Genomic DNA, 17,433 nt, shown 5'->3' on the forward strand with positions numbered 1-17,433 from the left:
GAACAACCTTTAATGGGTGTACAACGAGATGGCATCCGCGGACGATTGCTCATTATTCCTGAGATTTCGATGATTGTATCTTACTGGGTTGAGGGCGATATCATCCGAGTTATGCGTGTACTACACCAGAAACAAAAATTCCCTACGGATTGATTGCTTCCTCTGGGGAACTAACGCCTTGCTAAGGTGTGAGTAACGCAATACAAAAGCTACCGCACGGCGCCTTAAACACATAAGCCACCGCAAAGTGAAAATGCCACGCGTTACGAATCACTCTTAAGCAATTTGTTAGTACATGCGCTACTTCTATTCATGCGCTCCAAGATATTGAAAAATTAGATGATATGAAAGGCTTTGAACACTGAAGTGAGACGGGCAGCTACAAAACCTAAACTCGATTAAGAGACAAAAGTTGGCTAGAAGAAAAACGCCCTGAACTTCCCTACTTTTACTGGCTTCAAATTAGAAAAGGATTCGATCCTCGCACTTGGACGGCAACACCAAAGAAAGGCAATTCTGACTTAGTAAAAACCACCAAAGAGAAGAAGCGTCAAAGAAATAGGCTAAGAGTTAGAAACCGTAAACGGTGAAATCAAAGCAAACACTCCGCATATAGTGCCACCGGAAAGAACGTGAAAGGTACAAACTGAAAGGTGTAAAGACGAACGCCAAAACAGATAAACACCAAAACTGATGACCTTTGATGCTAAACCCGTACTAACGCCCAATTAAGGGGTGAACAACGCCTCCACCCAAACCTAAAGCATTGTGCCATAAACACTAAATTTGAAGTAGAAGCAAAAATGCCAAGCGTTGTGAATCCCTCTTAAATTGATTGTTATGTTCGTAGCTATTTGAAACCACTGATATTTACAAAACCAGGTCTGAACGATGCAACAGACTGCTCAAGCTAAGTGCTGCAACACTTCAATTTGAATGTCTCTCAGTAAGTTTTGAGTATGCTCCGACTGTAAATTAAGTTCGCACCAGCCATCAGTACCCATATATTCAGCAGAAATATAGCTGATATTTTTAATACCACTTTCATTGTTGAGGATTCCAGATAGTCGGAAAATGCCTAATTTTGTGTGGATTCTGCTAATTTTGAAGTTTTCCATAAACCTCCAAGAACATAACGCCGCATTAAGGGGTGAACAACGCCACCACCTAAACTAAACCATTCTGCCGTAAACACTTAAGCCAATTCAAACCAAAACTGCCAAGCGTTGTGAATCCCTCTTGAATGCCTTGTTAGTTGCCAAACCTAAAGCTTTGATTTGAAGTTAATTACCGCTTTGCCAACACTAGCTTTACGTGTTTTGGAAAACTCAAATCAGGCGCAGTTTCAAAGCGCCTGTCACTGAAACCACTTGGAATAAGCAGCGCCGTAGAAAACGGACTCACAACACCAATAAGCGCCTTTGGACAAACAATGTTACAGAGCTAACTTTCAACATATAAATCGGTTTCTGAAATAGAGAATACAACCATAAAAGAAACCAACGCACGATTTTACAAACCCAAATAACTAGAAACTGAAATACGAAAACCGAGCCAAAAACACACGAACCTTAGCCCTAAATATTTTGTTTTAGCTGCGTTTTTCTCGTTGGCAACTAACGCCCTGTTAAGGTGTGAGCAACGCAATACCGAAGCTCCCGCATACCACCTTAAACACTAAAACCAACGCATGATAAAAATGCCACGCGTTGCGAATCACTCTTAAACAGTTTGTTATACGCACGAACGTTTAAGCCAAGATTTTATGCCAAGCCCCACTTTGAAACCATGATTTTTATGTGCTTTGATGCACTTAAGTCAGGCTTAGACTCAAAGCGGATTGTCACTGAAACCACTTGGAACAAACCGCGCCGCAGAAAACGGACCTGCAACACCAAAAAGCACTTTTGGAAAGACAATTTCACAATGAGGACTTTCAACAAACTCACTGAAACCACGTGAACTCACCACGCCAAAGAAAGCGCCCTTTCAGCGAGTAAATCGGCTTTTAGAAAGACAAACTCACTGAGCTGAGTTTCAGCAAAAAACGCAGCCTAGAATGACCCTGAAAAATCAGCACCAAAGAAGAAAATCACCCGCCAACAACAGGCCGAAAGTGAACAAAGAACCAAAGAAAACTAGGATTGAAACAGGAAAACTTCGACGCCCAAAGACCAGAAATCAACGCTGAAAACTGCAATTTTGACCTGAATTTTTAGGCTTTCTTCATATAGCGTATAACGCCGCGTTAAGTGGTGAGCAACGCTACCACCTGACCTAAACCATTGTGCCGTAAACACTAAAGCTGAATCAAACCGAAAATGCCAAGCGTTGGGAATCCGTCTTAAACGCTTTGTTAAGCGACTTTCTTGGAGTTGATCGCTTGATGTAGCAAATTCTTGGGTGAGCCAATTTCCAACATTGCAACAATCAAAGATGTTAATAGCGCATCGGACGCCTTATAGAATTGTGTCAATGCTTCCGAAAACTTCATAACATCAAGTTCAGAGATAATTTCGTATTGTTTGATTGCTTCTTTCTCTCTATGAGCAATGGTGTTATGGCGTGTTTCAGAGAACTGCGATTCTATAAGTTTACGTGCTTTCTTTAGCTCTTTTAGTGCACTTACAACTTGAGACTTGGATGTTTCTGATAATCCAGTTGCTTCATAGATAAAGTGCATTTTACGCCCAGTAACTTTCCCCATGTCCCACTCATATATAGTAAGAATGAGAGTTCTGAGAGCAATGTTTCTTTTAGTTTCATTAGGATGTGAGAAAGCATCAGCTTTCAAAGCTTGAATGTCTCTTTCGGCGAGCAAGAAAAACAAACCAATATTAAAAAACTGCTTAGTCGCAGGAAACAAGCTTTCGTCAATTTTTCGATATTCACGCACGGTTATGTCAATCGCGTTATTTATCGCCTTATCTTTGACCTTAAATTCTCGATTCAATTTGTAATGCAGGCGAAGCATAAACAAGTATCGGATCTTTGAACCAAAGCGACTGTGGAACTTCAAACGAAACCATCGCTCTTGAACTGAACGATCTTTATCAAGAAATTTTTTACTAAACATACTTATACCACCGCTTGTCGCTTAACGCCCTGTTAAGGTGTGAGCAACGCAATACCGAAGCTACCGCATACCACCTTAAACACTAAACGCAACGCATAGTAAAAATGCCACGCGTTGCGAATCACTCTTAAACAGTTTGTTAAGTTTTTAGTACGTCGTAGTTACTTTGTACCAAAAACCAGCGGTTTCAAAAACATTATCTCGCGATGTTGATAGCTGCATAATATACAATTTGTCCGATGAATTATCCGAGATACTAATAATTCCCTGCTGACAAAGAGCATCATTGTCACGAAAGTCGATTTTGTGGTTACACAAAAATTGATGCATATCGTCGATGTGAAATGAGTTATTAATGAAGCCATCTACTTGTTTAAGTTCTGCATAAGCTTTAGGAGCAACTTCATAACCGATTACCGCTCTTAATTTTAGATAGTCGCCAGACTCTAAAGAAATTGGAAAACTAACTTTATTACCATTCTCTTGATACAAGCCTTGGAACAACCCTGAGTACTCTTTCCGCCCTTTATCGCCAAGTAAGTACACATCACTTTCTAAGATAGTGGTTTTACGGTCGCTATTATTTGTAACAACGACATCCCAATTTGTTTTCAGTAGTGGAGGAATAATATCCGCTACAGGAGCTTTAATTTCAGTTTCATAACCAAACCTTTGAGCATTTAAAGAAACTCTTAGGTTCTCTTTACGATCTAAAGTTGCCTGATAAGAAAAATAGAGTGAGATCAGGGAAATAATAAAACCTGCTACACCTGTAATACTACCTATTTTATTATGCATACTTTCCTCAAATGAAACTTAACGCTTTCTATACGGCGACTTGCCGTTTTTCTGGCAGGCTACCGCCTTCTTTCTTATCAAAAGCGCTATCAATCGTAGCACTTATATGCATGAAACAAATAGAAAAACAGTATGAATATGTGTGGTGGCGCGCGCAATTAGGCGGCGCACAGCACGCTAATTTCAAAAGTGGTGATACATTAACGGAGCTGTATAAATAAACAGGTTAATTTATCATGAAAAGTCAGTTTTTACTTAGTGTAAAAGAGCACATGCTTACTCGTCATTATGCGAATAAAACTATCGAAAGTTATCTATTTTGGATAAAACGTTTTATCACTTTTCACCAGCTCGCCCACCCATCAACACTAGCAGAAGATGATGTCATTCAATTTCTGAGTTACTTAGCGGTAGAAGAAAAAGTTGCGGTAAAAACGCAAGCTTTGGCGCTGAACTCAATATCATTTTTATATCGTGATTATTTTAAAACCCCACTATCACTTGATATGAGATTTCAGAAATCCTTGACCGAAAAGAAACTTCCCGTTGTGTTAACCAGGGAGGAGATCCGAAGATTCGTTCAACATATCGACCCGAGGTATAAACTCCATATTCAGCTGCTTTATGGCTCAGGGCTTCGAGTCATGGAGTGTTTGCGCTTAAGAGTTCAGGACATCGATTATGATTATGGCGCAGTTCGTGTTTGGCAAGGAAAAGGAGGTAAAAATCGTACCGTAACGTTAGCAAAAGAGCTACATGAGCCGCTTAAAGCTCAGGTTAATTTAGCAAGAGATTACTATTTTAAAGATAGACACATGCCTGGTTATGCGGGGGTATACATCTCTGAAGGTTTACGACGTAAATACCCAAAAGCGGAGCTAGATTTTAACTGGCACTTTTTGTTTCCATCAACAAAGTTAAGCGCAGATCGAGACACTGGTGAATTGAGAAGGCATCATATCAATGAAAGCGCAATACAAAGAGCAGTAAAGCGCGCGGCAAGCGACGCAAGCATTGAGAAAACTGTAACTTGCCACACACTAAGACACAGTTTTGCCACGCACTTATTGGAATCTGGCGCAGACATTAGAACTGTTCAGGAACAATTAGGGCATACTGATGTAAAAACCACGCAGATCTATACTCACGTTATCGAGCGCGGGGCTGGTGGTGTGTTGAGTCCATTATCCAGCCTTTAGAAAAACAAAGCCACCTCGAAAGGTGGCTTTGTTTTATAACTCTTTATTGACGAACACCGAGTTTCACATTGCCTTTTGAATCAAACCAAAGTGCTTGCGAACGGCGACGTCCTATTAGTATCGGACCATCGTCATAAAAGAGAAAGTTCTTCCAGTGCTTTTTAAAAATAGACCATTTCGTTTCGATGACATTGTACTTCTCGTAGCAAAAGTAAACGGTTACATCGTCTTGCCAATCGATATGTGCCTCAGCTTCCGCTGGCATGTCAGGATCATCCGACTCCCACGCAGCCATCCAATCCACAGTTTCAGACCAATTCGCCTCATTCATTGGCCAGTCTTGGGAACTAAGTCTATCCATATCAGGGCTTTGAGCACTGATATTTTCTTTCCAAAATTGTGCTGAGCGGGCTTGGCTCATCGGCTTAATAAAAGCCAAATCTTCTTCTGGCACAGGCATCGACTGATGCGTAAAAATCCATTTTCTTTGGTATTCGTCCAAAGGCAAATAAGACATTCAGTCTCCTTTATTACGATTTCAGCCAACCTTTCTCTGTGGCTTCTTCAATCAACTCTTTCGCTTTGTCCCATAAGGTAACAGAGCCAAATTCAATTCGTTTATTAATGGTAAGTGCTTGTTCGCGTGAGACACCATGTTCCTTCCAACTCTGACCATTATTATGGTAGTTCAAGAGCATTGGAATTAACCGATCGAGTGCTTTTGCATACTTAGCATCATCGGTCTGCGCGGCTTCAAATTCATGCCAAAGCGCCAATAGCTCTTGCTCCTGATCGCTGGGTAACATACCAAACAAGCGCTCTGCGGCTCTAATTTCTTTTTCTGCTTGCTCTTGAGACGCAGCAGTATCATAAACAAAGGTATCGCCCGCGTCGATCTCTACTACGTCATGTATCAATAACATTTTCATCACTCGGCAAATATCAACAGGTGCATTCGCATGCTCTTCCATCAATATTGCCATCAGTGCGACATGCCAACTATGCTCACCACTATTTTCGAGGCGCCCTTCAGCACTTTTAACTCGAGTTCGGCGCAAAATGCTTTTGAGTTTATCGAGCTCGATTACAAGTGCTAACTGCTTTTCCAATCGTTCCATACTATCGCCCTTCTGGCTGCCAATTCGGATTAATAAGCGACGTTAGGACGTGGTCTTGCCACTCACCATTAATCAAAAGGTAATCTTTTGCATACCCTTCTCGGTTGAACCCTACATGCTCTAGCACAGATTCACTACGTTTATTGTGAGGCATGTAGCCAGCTTGAATACGATGCAGTTTCTGGACATTAAACATGTAGTCGCAAGCCATGGTTAATCCACGACGCATATAACCATGCCCTTGCGCTTTTTCAGCGAGAGAATATCCGACGTTACAAGAATAAAAAGGGAAACGACTCAAACTACTAAAGGATATCGTACCTAGCATTTCACCCGAAGAGGCTCTGACTAAAAGGCAATAATACCCCAATCCCATTCGATGCAGCTCATTGAGCTTGATAAGCTTTTGCAACCAACCGTTCACTGAGAAAAAAGCCTCTTCACGTTTCGGTTCAAACGGTTTCAGGTATTCTCGGTTCGCTTGAAAATATTCGGCAATCATATCTGCGTCACCGATTTCAGCGGTACGAAGAAGCAAGTCACCGTCCAACTTATGAACGGCGATAGATGAGCTGTTATCTTCCATTACAAATGATTAATTCCGTCTTTTCGTTCAATTCGATTAATTCTTACGTATACCGTAATCACGCAGTTTATTAGCGATTGAGGTATGCGATACATTCAAGCGCTTAGCAAGCTTGCGGCTTGATGGGAATGACTGATACAAACGTTCCAGAACTTGAGATTCATAATCACGCATGATCTCATCCAAAGAACCGTCGATGTTAAGCGTTGCACTACCAGCGCCGACTGACTGAGGCTGAGGTAAATTGAAGTGATCCGCGTTTAGTATATCACCATCCATTTCCGTGAGCGCTCGAAGAACCATGTTATCCAGCTGGCGCATGTTTCCTGGCCACTGATAATTTGCAAGGGCATCAACTAGACCATCATCAAACTCTGGCTTATCAATCCCAAGCTGTTGAGCATGTTTCGCCACAAACAACTCAAGCAATGGTGCAACGTCGTTTGAGCGCTTACGTAACGGAGGAATGCTGAGCGTAAGTACGTTGAGACGATAATACAAATCTTCACGGAACATTCCTGCTTCAGAAAGCTCGGCAAGGTTATGTTTTGTTGAAGCGATGATACGAACATCGACATGCATCTCATCTTCTGCACCGACACGACGGAAATTACCATCCTGTAGAAAACGTAACAGCTTGATTTGAAGGTGCGAACTCATTTCACCGATTTCATCAAGAAATACCGTGCCGCCATTTGCTTGCTCAAAGATGCCTTTGTGGCCTTGTTCATGATTGAATGAACCCGGCGCATGACCAAAAAGTTCGGTTTCTGCTACATCGTCAGGCATCGAAGCACAACTCAAAACTAGGAATGGCTTGCTCGCGCGGCTAGAACGGCTGTGGCAAGCTTTAGCAAGCATTTCTTTACCGGTCCCCGTTTCGCCCTCAATCAACAATGGTTGGTCAAGCACAGACAGCTTCTTAGCTTGGTTCATTAGTGCTTTATGACGGTTCGATATACCAACAAAGTGTTCAAAACCCAGAGGATTATGCAGCGGTAGCGCTTCTTCAATTCTGGCAACTTGCTGACTAGAGCGAATCGTCATTAGAGTACTCGCTAGAGTCGAGTTTTGCGCTTCGTCTCGGATATAAACGGGCATCAACTCTAGAACATAGTCCAAGCCATCAATCACAAGGTTTTCCCGCGTTCGACCATTAACACCTTCAGACCAACGAGAGAAACGAACACTTGGTAACAAAGCACCGATTTGAGTACCAATCACTTCTTGCTTGTGAAGGCCAAGCAATGAAAGTGCAGACATGTTTGCCATGTCTACGGCACCTTTAAGATCAATGGCAAAAACCGGATCGGGCAAGTTATCAACTAACGAGAGCAGCTCCGTATTGTGGCGCTCCATCGGCATAAACTGGATTTTACGTACGTCTTTCACCCCCGGAATACGGCGGATTTCAGCCATCAGCTCACTAAACGTATCAAAATCAATATCCGGGCAATTCAAATAGATAATACCGCTAATATCGATTTCGATACCACGCAAGTCGATGCTTTTAGACGCTAAAATATCGAGCAGTTCTCGGGTCAAGCCGAGTCGATCTTCACATAAGACTTCAAGACGCACTTAAAATATCCCAATTCACAACTGTCAGGAAAAGTTGACAGTAGTTTCTATCATGCTTGGAATGGCGTCAAGCAATCCTATCCATCAAAGTTGATATTCGTTACGGTTTCATCGTAATTGATGCAACTTTCGCCGCCACAGCCTTGCGTATGGTGCCCAACTTAACCTGACGGTCAGGATACCAGGGTAGTGGACGCAATAAGGTCATCGCTTTCAAGCCCAAACGTGCCGTTAGAATACCAACACCTAGTCCCTGCCCCGCACGAGCAGAAACTTTGCCAGCAAGATCCATCGACATCAAATCCATACTGGCATCAATAGCGATCTCACTGGCACCAGCCGCCGCCATATTGACAAATACCGCTCTTAGTAACTTGATGCGAGATGCATAACCTAGCTCTACCCCATATACCTTGGAGAGGTTGTCGATCATTTTGAAATTTCGCCAAGCCACCAGCAACATATCAGCGGCAGCCAGAGGGCTCACGGCGACTAGGGCCGCACACTCGGTTGCGTGCTGTGATACGATTTTCGTTGCCAACTTGTCTTGTTGGCTCACCACCATCGAGTCATACATATCAAGAATTTCAGCGTCACTATGAGCAGGGTTAATACTGTTCTGCCAACGATCAAAGCCCGGATTCTCTGCCATCACACCACTTTGTTCTGCTACGGTTTCGCAAAAGGCTTTCCCTTTCCCAACGCTCTCACTATTAACAAGTGCTTCTGCTTCTTCTTGAACACTAAAATGATTTCGTAGTTTTCGCAGTTTCCAAAGCTCTTTACCCATAGCTCCTAAACCAAGCGAAGCGATCGCAGCAATAAACCCCGTCCAGCTTAAGGCTAGCCAATCAGAAGCCTGAATTGCGGTTATAACCGAGTCCACCGCTTGCCAGCCAACCAGACCAGCAAAAGTTGCAAATGCGCCAGTCGCGAGCCATTTTCTGCCCGATTTTGGACGAATGACATGCTCGAGTTGCAATTCCTGTTCGGTCTCCTGGTGCGCTTCTTTAACTTCAACAGGTACAAATGTTTCTTTTTCGCCGAATGTTTGCTGCGCCGTCAATTCCGGTTGATTCGATTGCTGCTCTTTTTCCATTACCTTTTCAGAGAAAACTTGTTTTTGCTTCAACTCACTCATTTCAATTTATCTCCAATCAGGTAATCCAATGCTTTGTCTAAGCGTATGTGCTTCACTGGCTCATCATTCGGTGAGGGCATCGGACGAAACGACGTAAAATCAAACCCGTTGTTTTGCCAATACGCTGCATTTGGTAGCTTTTTCGGCACCTCTCCGGGAAACATAGTCATCGGCTCACCACCCAATGTTGTTCCTTGTAACGCCGGGATGGTCTTATCTCCAGAGGAAATAAACCCCGTCGTGGTTGCTTGGATGGAAGCGATACTCATGCAGCTCATCTCAATATTCTCGTAGGCTGCCGTTTGCCATGCTGGATGCACCATTTGTTGGAGCAGAGACACCAAATTTGGGTGCTGATCGGGCGTGATATGATCCGCTTTTGTAGCAGCAAACAACACTTTGTCGATTTTTGGTGAGAACAAACGACGCAAAAAGCTACTACGACCATAGCGGAAGCTATGCATGATCTGTTCTAGCGCTTGGCGCATGTCGTAAAACGCTTCATCACCGGCATTGAGAGGCTGCAAACAATCCACCAGTACAATCTGGCGATCGAAGGTCGCAAAATGATGCTTATAAAACGCTTTCACGACTTTCTGTTGGTATTCCTGAAAACGGGCTTCTAACATCGCTAAGTTACTGCCCTTGGACGCTTTGCTTTCCGAATCAACACGACACGGAAAAAACTGTAGCACCGGCGCGCCTGCTAGCTCACCAGGTAATACAAAGCGGCCAGGCTGAACCCAATGAAGGCCAGCGTCTTTACAGGCATGAAGGTACTCGGTGTATGTGTGTGCAACTTTCTCAAGTAGTTTCTCATTCACTTCTGCAAAGAGATCCACTTTCTCCAGTTCAGAAAGCCAAGCTTTGGCTAAATCGCCACGCTGGCCTTTAAGTGCATCAAACTGAGTTTGCGACCACGTTGCAAAGTCCATGTCCAATAAAGGCAGGTCGAGCAACCACTCTCCTGGATAGTCGATAATATCAACATTTAAAATTGCGGTTTTACTCAACAGCTTTTTCGTAGTTTTATTTGGTTTGTACTTGAGCGCTAAGCGAATCTCACTCACATCACGTGTCGGTACTGGCCACTGAGGTGGAGTGGCATGAATTTGGCTCATCGCCTCATCGTAAGCAAAGCGTGGCACCATCATATTCGATTGAGGCTCACGCTTCGCCCCAATAAGGCGCTTATCTCTAGCCGCAGTCAAAAGAGGCAAATTGTCATGGGTTGCAGTATGAAGAAGCTGATTCACTAATGACGTGATGAATGCCGTCTTACCGGCACGAGAAAGTCCGGTGACAGCAATTCGAACATTAGAGTCCATACCTCTGTTGATAAAGTCATTAACTTCTTTCTTTATTCTCTTCATTACGCTTCTTTATCTTACTCCACTTTAAAACAACGTTGTCAGCGACTTCGAATTTCGATCTATGAATACTGTTCTATCCCGAATTCTATGAGTTTAACTTTATATACCTTAATAAAAGATGAACAAAACATCCGGCTTGATGCTGTATTAAAAAAAGAAAAGCCCCTGAGTGGTTCAGAGGCTTACTTAATCTACAGCATTAGTAACTCTATATGCGCTGATTACTATGTTAAACAGGAACCCGCTTTCTTTAAGCCTAGTCGTCTTCGATCAACTTATAGATAACAAATAGAGCGATTTCTAAAATCAGCCACAACACACATGTGATGGTCACGTACTTTTCATCAAAGATGCTGATACCGTGAAGAATCAAGTCATAGCCAACAAAGCCACCTATCACTACAGCAAGAATAATTTGTAGAATCTGAATAAAACGAGGCATGCCGTCTCCTAATTATTGTTCGCATAACGTTTGATTGCTATGCCTAAAGGTTTATATCCTTAATTATATAGACAAAAAGTGCAGGTTTCGCTGCACTTTTGTCAATTGTTTGCTAGGTAAATCAGCACCTTGTCACATTCTCTCTGCTGAGACGCAGCAAGATTGCCCTTTGCCTTATGCTTCCATCTCTTGAATTTTCACTTTCCAAGTGTCTGGACCAATTTGGTGCGCGTTAACACCATTTGAGTCGACAGCCACTGTTACTGGCATATCTTCAACTTCAAATTCGTAAATCGCTTCCATACCTAAATCTTCAAATGCGACAACGCGAGCTTTCTTGATCGCTTTCGCCACCAAGTACGCAGCGCCACCGACAGCCATTAGGTAAACCGCTTTGTGATTCTTGATAGATTCAACCGTTGCAGGGCCACGCTCAGCTTTACCGATCATGCCCATGATGCCGGTCTTTTCTAGCATCATGTCGGTGAATTTATCCATACGCGTAGATGTTGTTGGGCCAGCAGGACCAACGACTTCATCACCAACTGCATCGACAGGGCCTACGTAGTAAATGAACTTACCGTTTAGATCTACGCCTTCAGGTAGACCTTCACCGTTATCTAGCATGCCTTGAATACGTTTATGCGCAGCATCACGACCAGTCAGAATTTTACCTGATAGAAGAACCGTTTCGCCTGTCTTCCACTCTTGTACTTCTTCTTTAGTAATTGTGTCTAAGTTTACGCGACGCGTATTTTCGCCCGCTTCCCAAGTGATATCTGGCCAATCTTCTAGTTTAGGTGGTGTTAGCTCTGCTGGGCCGCTACCATCAAGCGTGAAGTGTACGTGACGAGTCGCCGCACAGTTCGGGATCAAACAAACAGGCTTAGAAGCCGCGTGCGTTGGCGCAGTTTTGATTTTAACGTCGACAACAGTCGTCAAACCGCCAAGACCTTGCGCACCGATACCAAGTTTGTTCACGCGATTGAAGATATCCAAACGAAGCTCTTCTTCTGCGTTTTGTGGGCCACGGTCAATAAGCTCTTGAATATCGATGTGTTCCATTAGAGATTCTTTTGCCAATACCGCTGCTTTTTCAGCCGTACCGCCGATACCAATGCCAAGCATGCCAGGAGGACACCAGCCCGCCCCCATTGTTGGTAGCGTTTTTTCTACCCACTCAGCAATATCGTCAGATGGGTTTAGCATCACCATCTTAGTTTTGTTTTCGCTACCGCCGCCCTTCGCAGCGATCTGAATTTCAACTTTATCGCCCGGAACCATGTTGATATGTACGACGGCAGGCGTGTTGTCTTTGGTATTAATACGTTTACCAGCAGGGTCCATAAGTACTGACGCACGCAACGGGTTATCAGGGTTCGTGTACGCTTGTCGAACACCTTCATCTACCATCTGCTGAACCGTCATGTCGGTCGAATCCCATTGCACGCCCATACCGATGTTGACGAAACACGTCACAATACCAGTATCCTGACAAATTGGACGGTGACCTTCTGCGGACATTCGGGAGTTAATTAAGATCTGAGCAATCGCGTCTTTAGCGGCTTGGCTCTCTTCGCGGTGATAGGCTTTTTCAAGAGCTTGAACAAAGTCTAGCGGGTGGTAGTAAGAAATATACTGTAGCGCATCAGCGACACTGCTGATCACATCCTGCTTGCGTATTACCGTCATTACATGCCTCGTTATAGTTATGCTTCCATTATTGGCTTAGCTTCAATCGTGTTTGTTGAGCTTATTGCTCTTTTGAGCTTCGTTTTTTATAAACAATTGTCGAACGGCTGATATCGACACACGAAATGCTGAAGTTGCCTACTTGTAAACCATCTCAAAACCCTATGAATAGAGGGAGTTTGGCTATACAGAGGAATATGATACTCTTGCTGCCCATGACATGCCATGCAGTGAACGATCTCTTTGTCACAAATTACACAAATGAACAACATGGACAATCAATTCATTGATTTTAAAGCGTTGGAATACGCACCAGAGTTTGCTCTTCACCTTTTTTCTCGCATTCAACACCTACCTTGGGCGATGTTGCTGCGTTCTGCATCAAAAACGCATATCGATAGTCGCTTCGATGTATTGGTTGCCAACCCAATTGCAACGTTAGAAACCACTGCCGACAACACACTAGTTGAAACACCATCGAATGCCTATTCAACTCAAGATGACCCATTTGCGCTGCTTCATCAGTTGCAAGAACAGTGGCTTCCTCACGTAGAGTTAAATAAAGAATTGGATTTGCCTTTTGTCGGCGGTGCGCTCGGTTACTTCAGTTACGATTTAGGTCGCCGCGTAGAAACGATGCCAGAAGTGGCAGAAAAAGATCTCAACACGCCGGATATGGCCGTAGGTCTGTATGAATGGGCCGTTGTTGTTGACCACAAGCTTAAAAAAGCATGCCTAGTTGGTCAGAATATCGAGCAAGCTTGGCAGTGGTTAAACGAGCAAAAAGCAGAACAAACCATTGACTTCGCTTTGTCTGGTGCTTGGCAGTCAAACATGACGAAAGAGAGCTACGCCACTCGCTTTGACCAGGTGCAAGAATACTTGTTGAGCGGTGACTGTTATCAGATCAATTTGGCGCAGCGCTTTAACGCGCCGTATCAAGGCAGTGAGTGGCAAGCGTATCTGAAATTGGAGTCCGCCAACCAAGCGCCATTCTCAGCGTTTATCCGTATGCCTGAGTCTTCGATTTTGAGTATCTCTCCAGAGCGCTTTTTAGAGCTCAAAGATCGCGTCATTGAAACAAAACCAATCAAAGGTACTCGCCCACGCAGCGAAGATCCAAAGCAAGATAATGCTAATGCCCATGACTTGCAGACAGCGGAAAAAGATCAGGCAGAAAACCTGATGATTGTCGATTTGCTGCGTAATGATATTGGTCGGGTTGCATCACCGGGTAGCGTTCACGTGCCAAAGTTGTTCGATATTGAAAGCTTCCCTGCCGTGCATCATTTGGTGAGCACCATTCGTGCAAGTTTGGATGAACAATACGCTCCTGCGGATTTGCTGCGAGCGTGTTTTCCAGGCGGTTCAATTACGGGAGCACCTAAAGTTCGCGCAATGCAGATCATTGAAGAACTGGAGCCGCATCGACGCAGCGCGTATTGCGGCAGTATTGGCTACATTTCACGCCATGGTCGTATGGACACCAGCATTACTATCCGAACTCTTGTAGCGGAAAAAAACAAACTTTACGCTTGGGCTGGCGGCGGCGTCGTGGCAGATAGCGATTGCGCCTCTGAGTATCAAGAAACGTTGGATAAGCTTTCAAAGATTTTGCCAGCGCTGCAATCGTAGGTTTCAACAGCACACAACGCCGCTTTAATGCTATTGACGAAAACAATCCGCCTCCAGAACGGATAATGCCGCTCGTTTAACAGCGAGTGGCATATTTCTGTATCTCATCACCCTGCACAGCGACGAAGGAGCGTGATACAGGTTCTTCTATTCGAGCACTTTGTGGTCAAATTTGTTTCATTACCCGCTCATCGTGCTGCTACTAGATTCTCAGTCTCGCCAAGGCTCGCTAGAATGACCCAAAAAACATCGTTAAATGATCGGCATTATCCAGTGTGGTGCGTTTTTTTGTGTGTTTTATTTGCATGTACTTTAGCTTTTAGCCGTTGGCCAACAAACATACTTTTTAAGAGGCAGCGTCTACTGCTCAAGCCACTTACACATAATCTGTTCGATATCGGTTGCGGTGTACGGCTTAGTGAGGATGTCGTCCATGCCTGAATCAATGCACTTTTGACGCTCTTCGATGGTAGTGCCAGCGGTTAATGCAATAATAGGATGAGTAAAGCCACGCTCTCTCAGATACATCGTCGCCTCATAACCATCCATTTCTGGCATTCGGCAGTCCATGAATATCAGTTCGTAGTCTTTACTTTTCACCGCTTCTAATGCTTCTTTGCCGTTGGCTTTTAAATCAGGTGTAATGTCGAGTTTTTTCAGCATTTGAGTAACAATGACTTGATTCATTCTGATGTCATCAACCACTAATATTGAGCGTCCTGCTAAATCGCTTCGCTCTATGGTGACCAATTCCCCCTCTGCTGTGCCTTGTGCTTGCCCTTCCTCAAGAGGAATAGCAACTTTAAAAGTTGTGCCTTTGCGCTCTTCACTCTCAAAGCTAATTTGACCTTGCATCAAATCCACGAGGTTTTTACAAATCGCGAGACCTAAACCTGAGCCTTCAAAGCTGCGTTTCGCCGAGCGATCAACTTGGACAAATGGGTCAAAGAGTGACGGCTGTGCTTTTATTGGGATGCCAATACCAGTGTCTTCAACCTCAAAATAAGCCGTGCCGTTAAGCCATTCCACACGTAACACGACACCACCCAAGTGAGTAAACTTAATCGCGTTTCCCACCAAGTTAACCAAAATTTGTGTAATGCGCTCTAAGTCACCGACTAAAAATTCAGGGATCCCCAGCTTTTTGTCGATAGAGAAATGGATGCGTTTTTCCGCAGCCTTAGCTGCAAATACACCCATGATGGCTTTTTCAAGCTCCTCCCAGGCAAAAACTTTATGTATGATTTCCATCATACCGGCATTCATCTTACTGAAATCAAGAAGATCATTAATGATAACTCTCAATAAGTCCCCTGATTGAGTCAAATTGCTCAAGTATTGACGCTGCTCTTCTTCTAATTGGGTTCGACTCAATAACTCCGCACTACCCAATACGCCATTGAGAGGAGTTCGCAGCTCATGGTTAATCATGGCGACAAACTCCTTCGTCGCTTTTTCTGATTCCTCAGCCCGCTTTCTCAGCTCGACCTCTCGCTCTAAACTTAAGTGTCGACCAATAACACCATGAACTAAGTCAGACACGAGCTCCATCTGTTTGGAAATAAAAGACTGATCGATTTGATCTTGCAACACAGAGAAAATCAACTCCCCAACCGTTTCCCCATCAATGATAACTGGCAAATGCAAATTCTCTCCCTGCCAATTAGGAGTGGTGAAAATCTCGTTGTTATGACGAAGCTGTAAGTGACCAAAGTGATGACGACGTAATGAGCTCAGCTTTGTAGCGTCAAGAAACAAGTAAGCCGCAGAAATGATCGAGTTAGAAGTGAGCTGCTCAATAAAGCTCGCTATCATTGCTTCATCGAACGTGCTCGATAAAAAAGTACGACCGAACTTAATCAACGTCGCATCAATTTGCTCTTCAAACTCAAACTTACGCAGATCCTTTTTAGATTTCAGCTCTAGCTTTTTCAATGCAACACTGAGTTGCTGGTTGGATTCATATAACTCTAAGCTTTTCTGTTCCAACAGCTGCTCAGCTGCTTTTCTTGATGCAACTTCTCGTTTGAGTTTCCTTTCTAATGAGGAACTTCCCGTCATATTGTTCTTATTGAGCCTCTAACCAAAAACGTACTTTGCTGCCATCTTCTGACTGGTTTTGATGTTTGATATGAACTACCTCACCAAAATGTGCAGCACAGCCTTTTATCAATCCTAAGCATACGTGAGACATACATCTTGCGCTGTGGTAGTCAAATACCAATTGGGATTGGTTTTCACTAATGAAATCAAATTGCGGAGGGTTAGCATCAGGATAGAGCTTCTTAACTTCGACATGAATAAAGTCTTCAACATGGCGAACAAATTGAAACGTCGTTTCACACTGTTGCAAACTGGCGTGACTAGGAATGGAGCGAAGTAAATTCAAAAAGACGCACTCTCCAAACACTTCTTGCAGTTGCTCGGGGGGAACACCAGATACTTTACTGAGATTCACGATCAACTTAACCAAATCTTTGTGATCGTAACTACCAACAGCGGTGTAAACACCTTCATCGTTAGAAAGGTCGAGAACTTGGTCTAACACATCAAGACCGAATTTCTCTTCTACTAACTCCATGAACTCGGTGAAAATAATCCCTTTCATTGGCCAATACTTGCCCTATAGTGACGTCCTAAAATAAAGAATGGTGTATAACCTTATAAGTTTCAAATTAATATGTTCAAGCAGAGTGAGACACACAACACAAAGAGGGAAAGTGCTGGCGAGTGCTTTAATGCGAATGTTTTATTTGGTAACCAGTAACGATAACGACATACGCTTTGTCGTC

The 17,433-nt window shown here is 43.6% G+C and carries 16 protein-coding genes; 3 read left to right on the top strand and 13 right to left on the bottom strand.

Annotated features, from left to right (window positions below):
- On the top strand, nucleotides 1–153 hold a 153-nt coding region (locus R8N28_RS12505), incomplete at its 5' end, for a type II toxin-antitoxin system RelE/ParE family toxin (RefSeq protein ID WP_139374640.1).
- 752 nt (nucleotides 154–905) lie between these two features.
- Here the strand turns inward: R8N28_RS12505 and R8N28_RS12510 are convergent.
- The 3 genes from R8N28_RS12510 to R8N28_RS12525 form a co-directional block, all read right to left on the bottom strand.
- Nucleotides 906–1,118: a hypothetical protein gene (locus tag R8N28_RS12510; RefSeq protein WP_025553613.1), complete on the bottom strand. Its 213-nt coding sequence runs from the start codon at nucleotides 1,116–1,118 to the stop codon at nucleotides 906–908.
- Between the two features lie 1,238 nt (nucleotides 1,119–2,356).
- Nucleotides 2,357–3,076 carry a hypothetical protein gene (locus tag R8N28_RS12520; protein ID WP_065274609.1) on the bottom strand — a complete coding sequence of 240 codons (720 nt, stop codon included), beginning with the start codon at nucleotides 3,074–3,076 and terminating at the stop codon, nucleotides 2,357–2,359.
- A 147-nt stretch (nucleotides 3,077–3,223) separates the two neighbouring features.
- A complete protein-coding gene (locus R8N28_RS12525) occupies nucleotides 3,224–3,874 on the bottom strand; it encodes a hypothetical protein (RefSeq protein ID WP_029804518.1) in 651 nt (216 codons plus the stop codon).
- Between the two features lie 236 nt (nucleotides 3,875–4,110).
- On the opposite strand from R8N28_RS12525, the gene R8N28_RS12530 reads away from it, so the two are divergent.
- Complete coding sequence (locus R8N28_RS12530; protein WP_054577706.1) at nucleotides 4,111–5,073, top strand: integron integrase; 963 nt, start codon at nucleotides 4,111–4,113, stop codon at nucleotides 5,071–5,073.
- A 43-nt stretch (nucleotides 5,074–5,116) separates the two neighbouring features.
- On the opposite strand, the gene R8N28_RS12535 is transcribed toward R8N28_RS12530, so the two are convergent.
- From R8N28_RS12535 to R8N28_RS12570, 8 genes are all read right to left on the bottom strand, one after another.
- Nucleotides 5,117–5,590 carry a DUF2947 domain-containing protein gene (locus tag R8N28_RS12535; RefSeq protein WP_017636094.1) on the bottom strand — a complete coding sequence of 158 codons (474 nt, stop codon included), beginning with the start codon at nucleotides 5,588–5,590 and terminating at the stop codon, nucleotides 5,117–5,119.
- 13 nt (nucleotides 5,591–5,603) lie between these two features.
- On the bottom strand, nucleotides 5,604–6,191 hold the full coding sequence (locus tag R8N28_RS12540) for an HD domain-containing protein (protein ID WP_005376917.1): 588 nt from the start codon (nucleotides 6,189–6,191) through the stop codon (nucleotides 5,604–5,606).
- A 1-nt stretch (nucleotide 6,192) separates the two neighbouring features.
- Entirely contained in the window at nucleotides 6,193–6,777 is a 585-nt protein-coding gene (gene rimJ / locus R8N28_RS12545; RefSeq protein ID WP_005388271.1) for a ribosomal protein S5-alanine N-acetyltransferase, read from the bottom strand.
- Between the two features lie 36 nt (nucleotides 6,778–6,813).
- Nucleotides 6,814–8,358: a transcriptional regulator TyrR gene (tyrR, locus tag R8N28_RS12550; RefSeq protein ID WP_017820442.1), complete on the bottom strand. Its 1,545-nt coding sequence runs from the start codon at nucleotides 8,356–8,358 to the stop codon at nucleotides 6,814–6,816.
- A gap of 100 nt (nucleotides 8,359–8,458) precedes the next feature.
- Nucleotides 8,459–9,499 (bottom strand): YcjF family protein, encoded by a 1,041-nt coding sequence (locus tag R8N28_RS12555; RefSeq protein ID WP_065274660.1) that lies wholly within the window; start codon nucleotides 9,497–9,499, stop codon nucleotides 8,459–8,461.
- Nucleotides 9,496–10,872 carry a YcjX family protein gene (locus R8N28_RS12560; protein ID WP_065274661.1) on the bottom strand — a complete coding sequence of 459 codons (1,377 nt, stop codon included), beginning with the start codon at nucleotides 10,870–10,872 and terminating at the stop codon, nucleotides 9,496–9,498. Before R8N28_RS12560 ends, R8N28_RS12555 begins: the two co-directional genes overlap by 4 nt.
- A 256-nt stretch (nucleotides 10,873–11,128) precedes the next feature.
- Nucleotides 11,129–11,314: a hypothetical protein gene (locus R8N28_RS12565; RefSeq protein WP_005376906.1), complete on the bottom strand. Its 186-nt coding sequence runs from the start codon at nucleotides 11,312–11,314 to the stop codon at nucleotides 11,129–11,131.
- Nucleotides 11,315–11,488: 174 nt separating this feature from the next.
- Entirely contained in the window at nucleotides 11,489–13,006 is a 1,518-nt protein-coding gene (locus R8N28_RS12570) for a fumarate hydratase (RefSeq protein WP_005376905.1), read from the bottom strand.
- Nucleotides 13,007–13,276: 270 nt separating this feature from the next.
- Here R8N28_RS12570 and pabB point away from each other — a divergent pair, with 270 nt between their 5' ends.
- Nucleotides 13,277–14,641 carry an aminodeoxychorismate synthase component 1 gene (pabB, locus tag R8N28_RS12575; RefSeq protein WP_065274662.1) on the top strand — a complete coding sequence of 455 codons (1,365 nt, stop codon included), beginning with the start codon at nucleotides 13,277–13,279 and terminating at the stop codon, nucleotides 14,639–14,641.
- 360 nt (nucleotides 14,642–15,001) lie between these two features.
- Here pabB and R8N28_RS12580 read toward each other — a convergent pair whose 3' ends face one another.
- Together R8N28_RS12580 and R8N28_RS12585 are read right to left on the bottom strand one after the other, a co-directional pair.
- Nucleotides 15,002–16,702, bottom strand: coding sequence for an ATP-binding protein (locus R8N28_RS12580; RefSeq protein ID WP_005376903.1), 1,701 nt, complete (start codon nucleotides 16,700–16,702; stop codon nucleotides 15,002–15,004).
- Nucleotides 16,703–16,709: 7 nt separating this feature from the next.
- Nucleotides 16,710–17,249, bottom strand: coding sequence for a heme NO-binding domain-containing protein (locus tag R8N28_RS12585; RefSeq protein ID WP_005388282.1), 540 nt, complete (start codon nucleotides 17,247–17,249; stop codon nucleotides 16,710–16,712).
- Nucleotides 17,250–17,433: the final 184 nt, after the last annotated feature.

It is taken from the genome of Vibrio sp. Vb1554, from assembly GCF_033344235.1.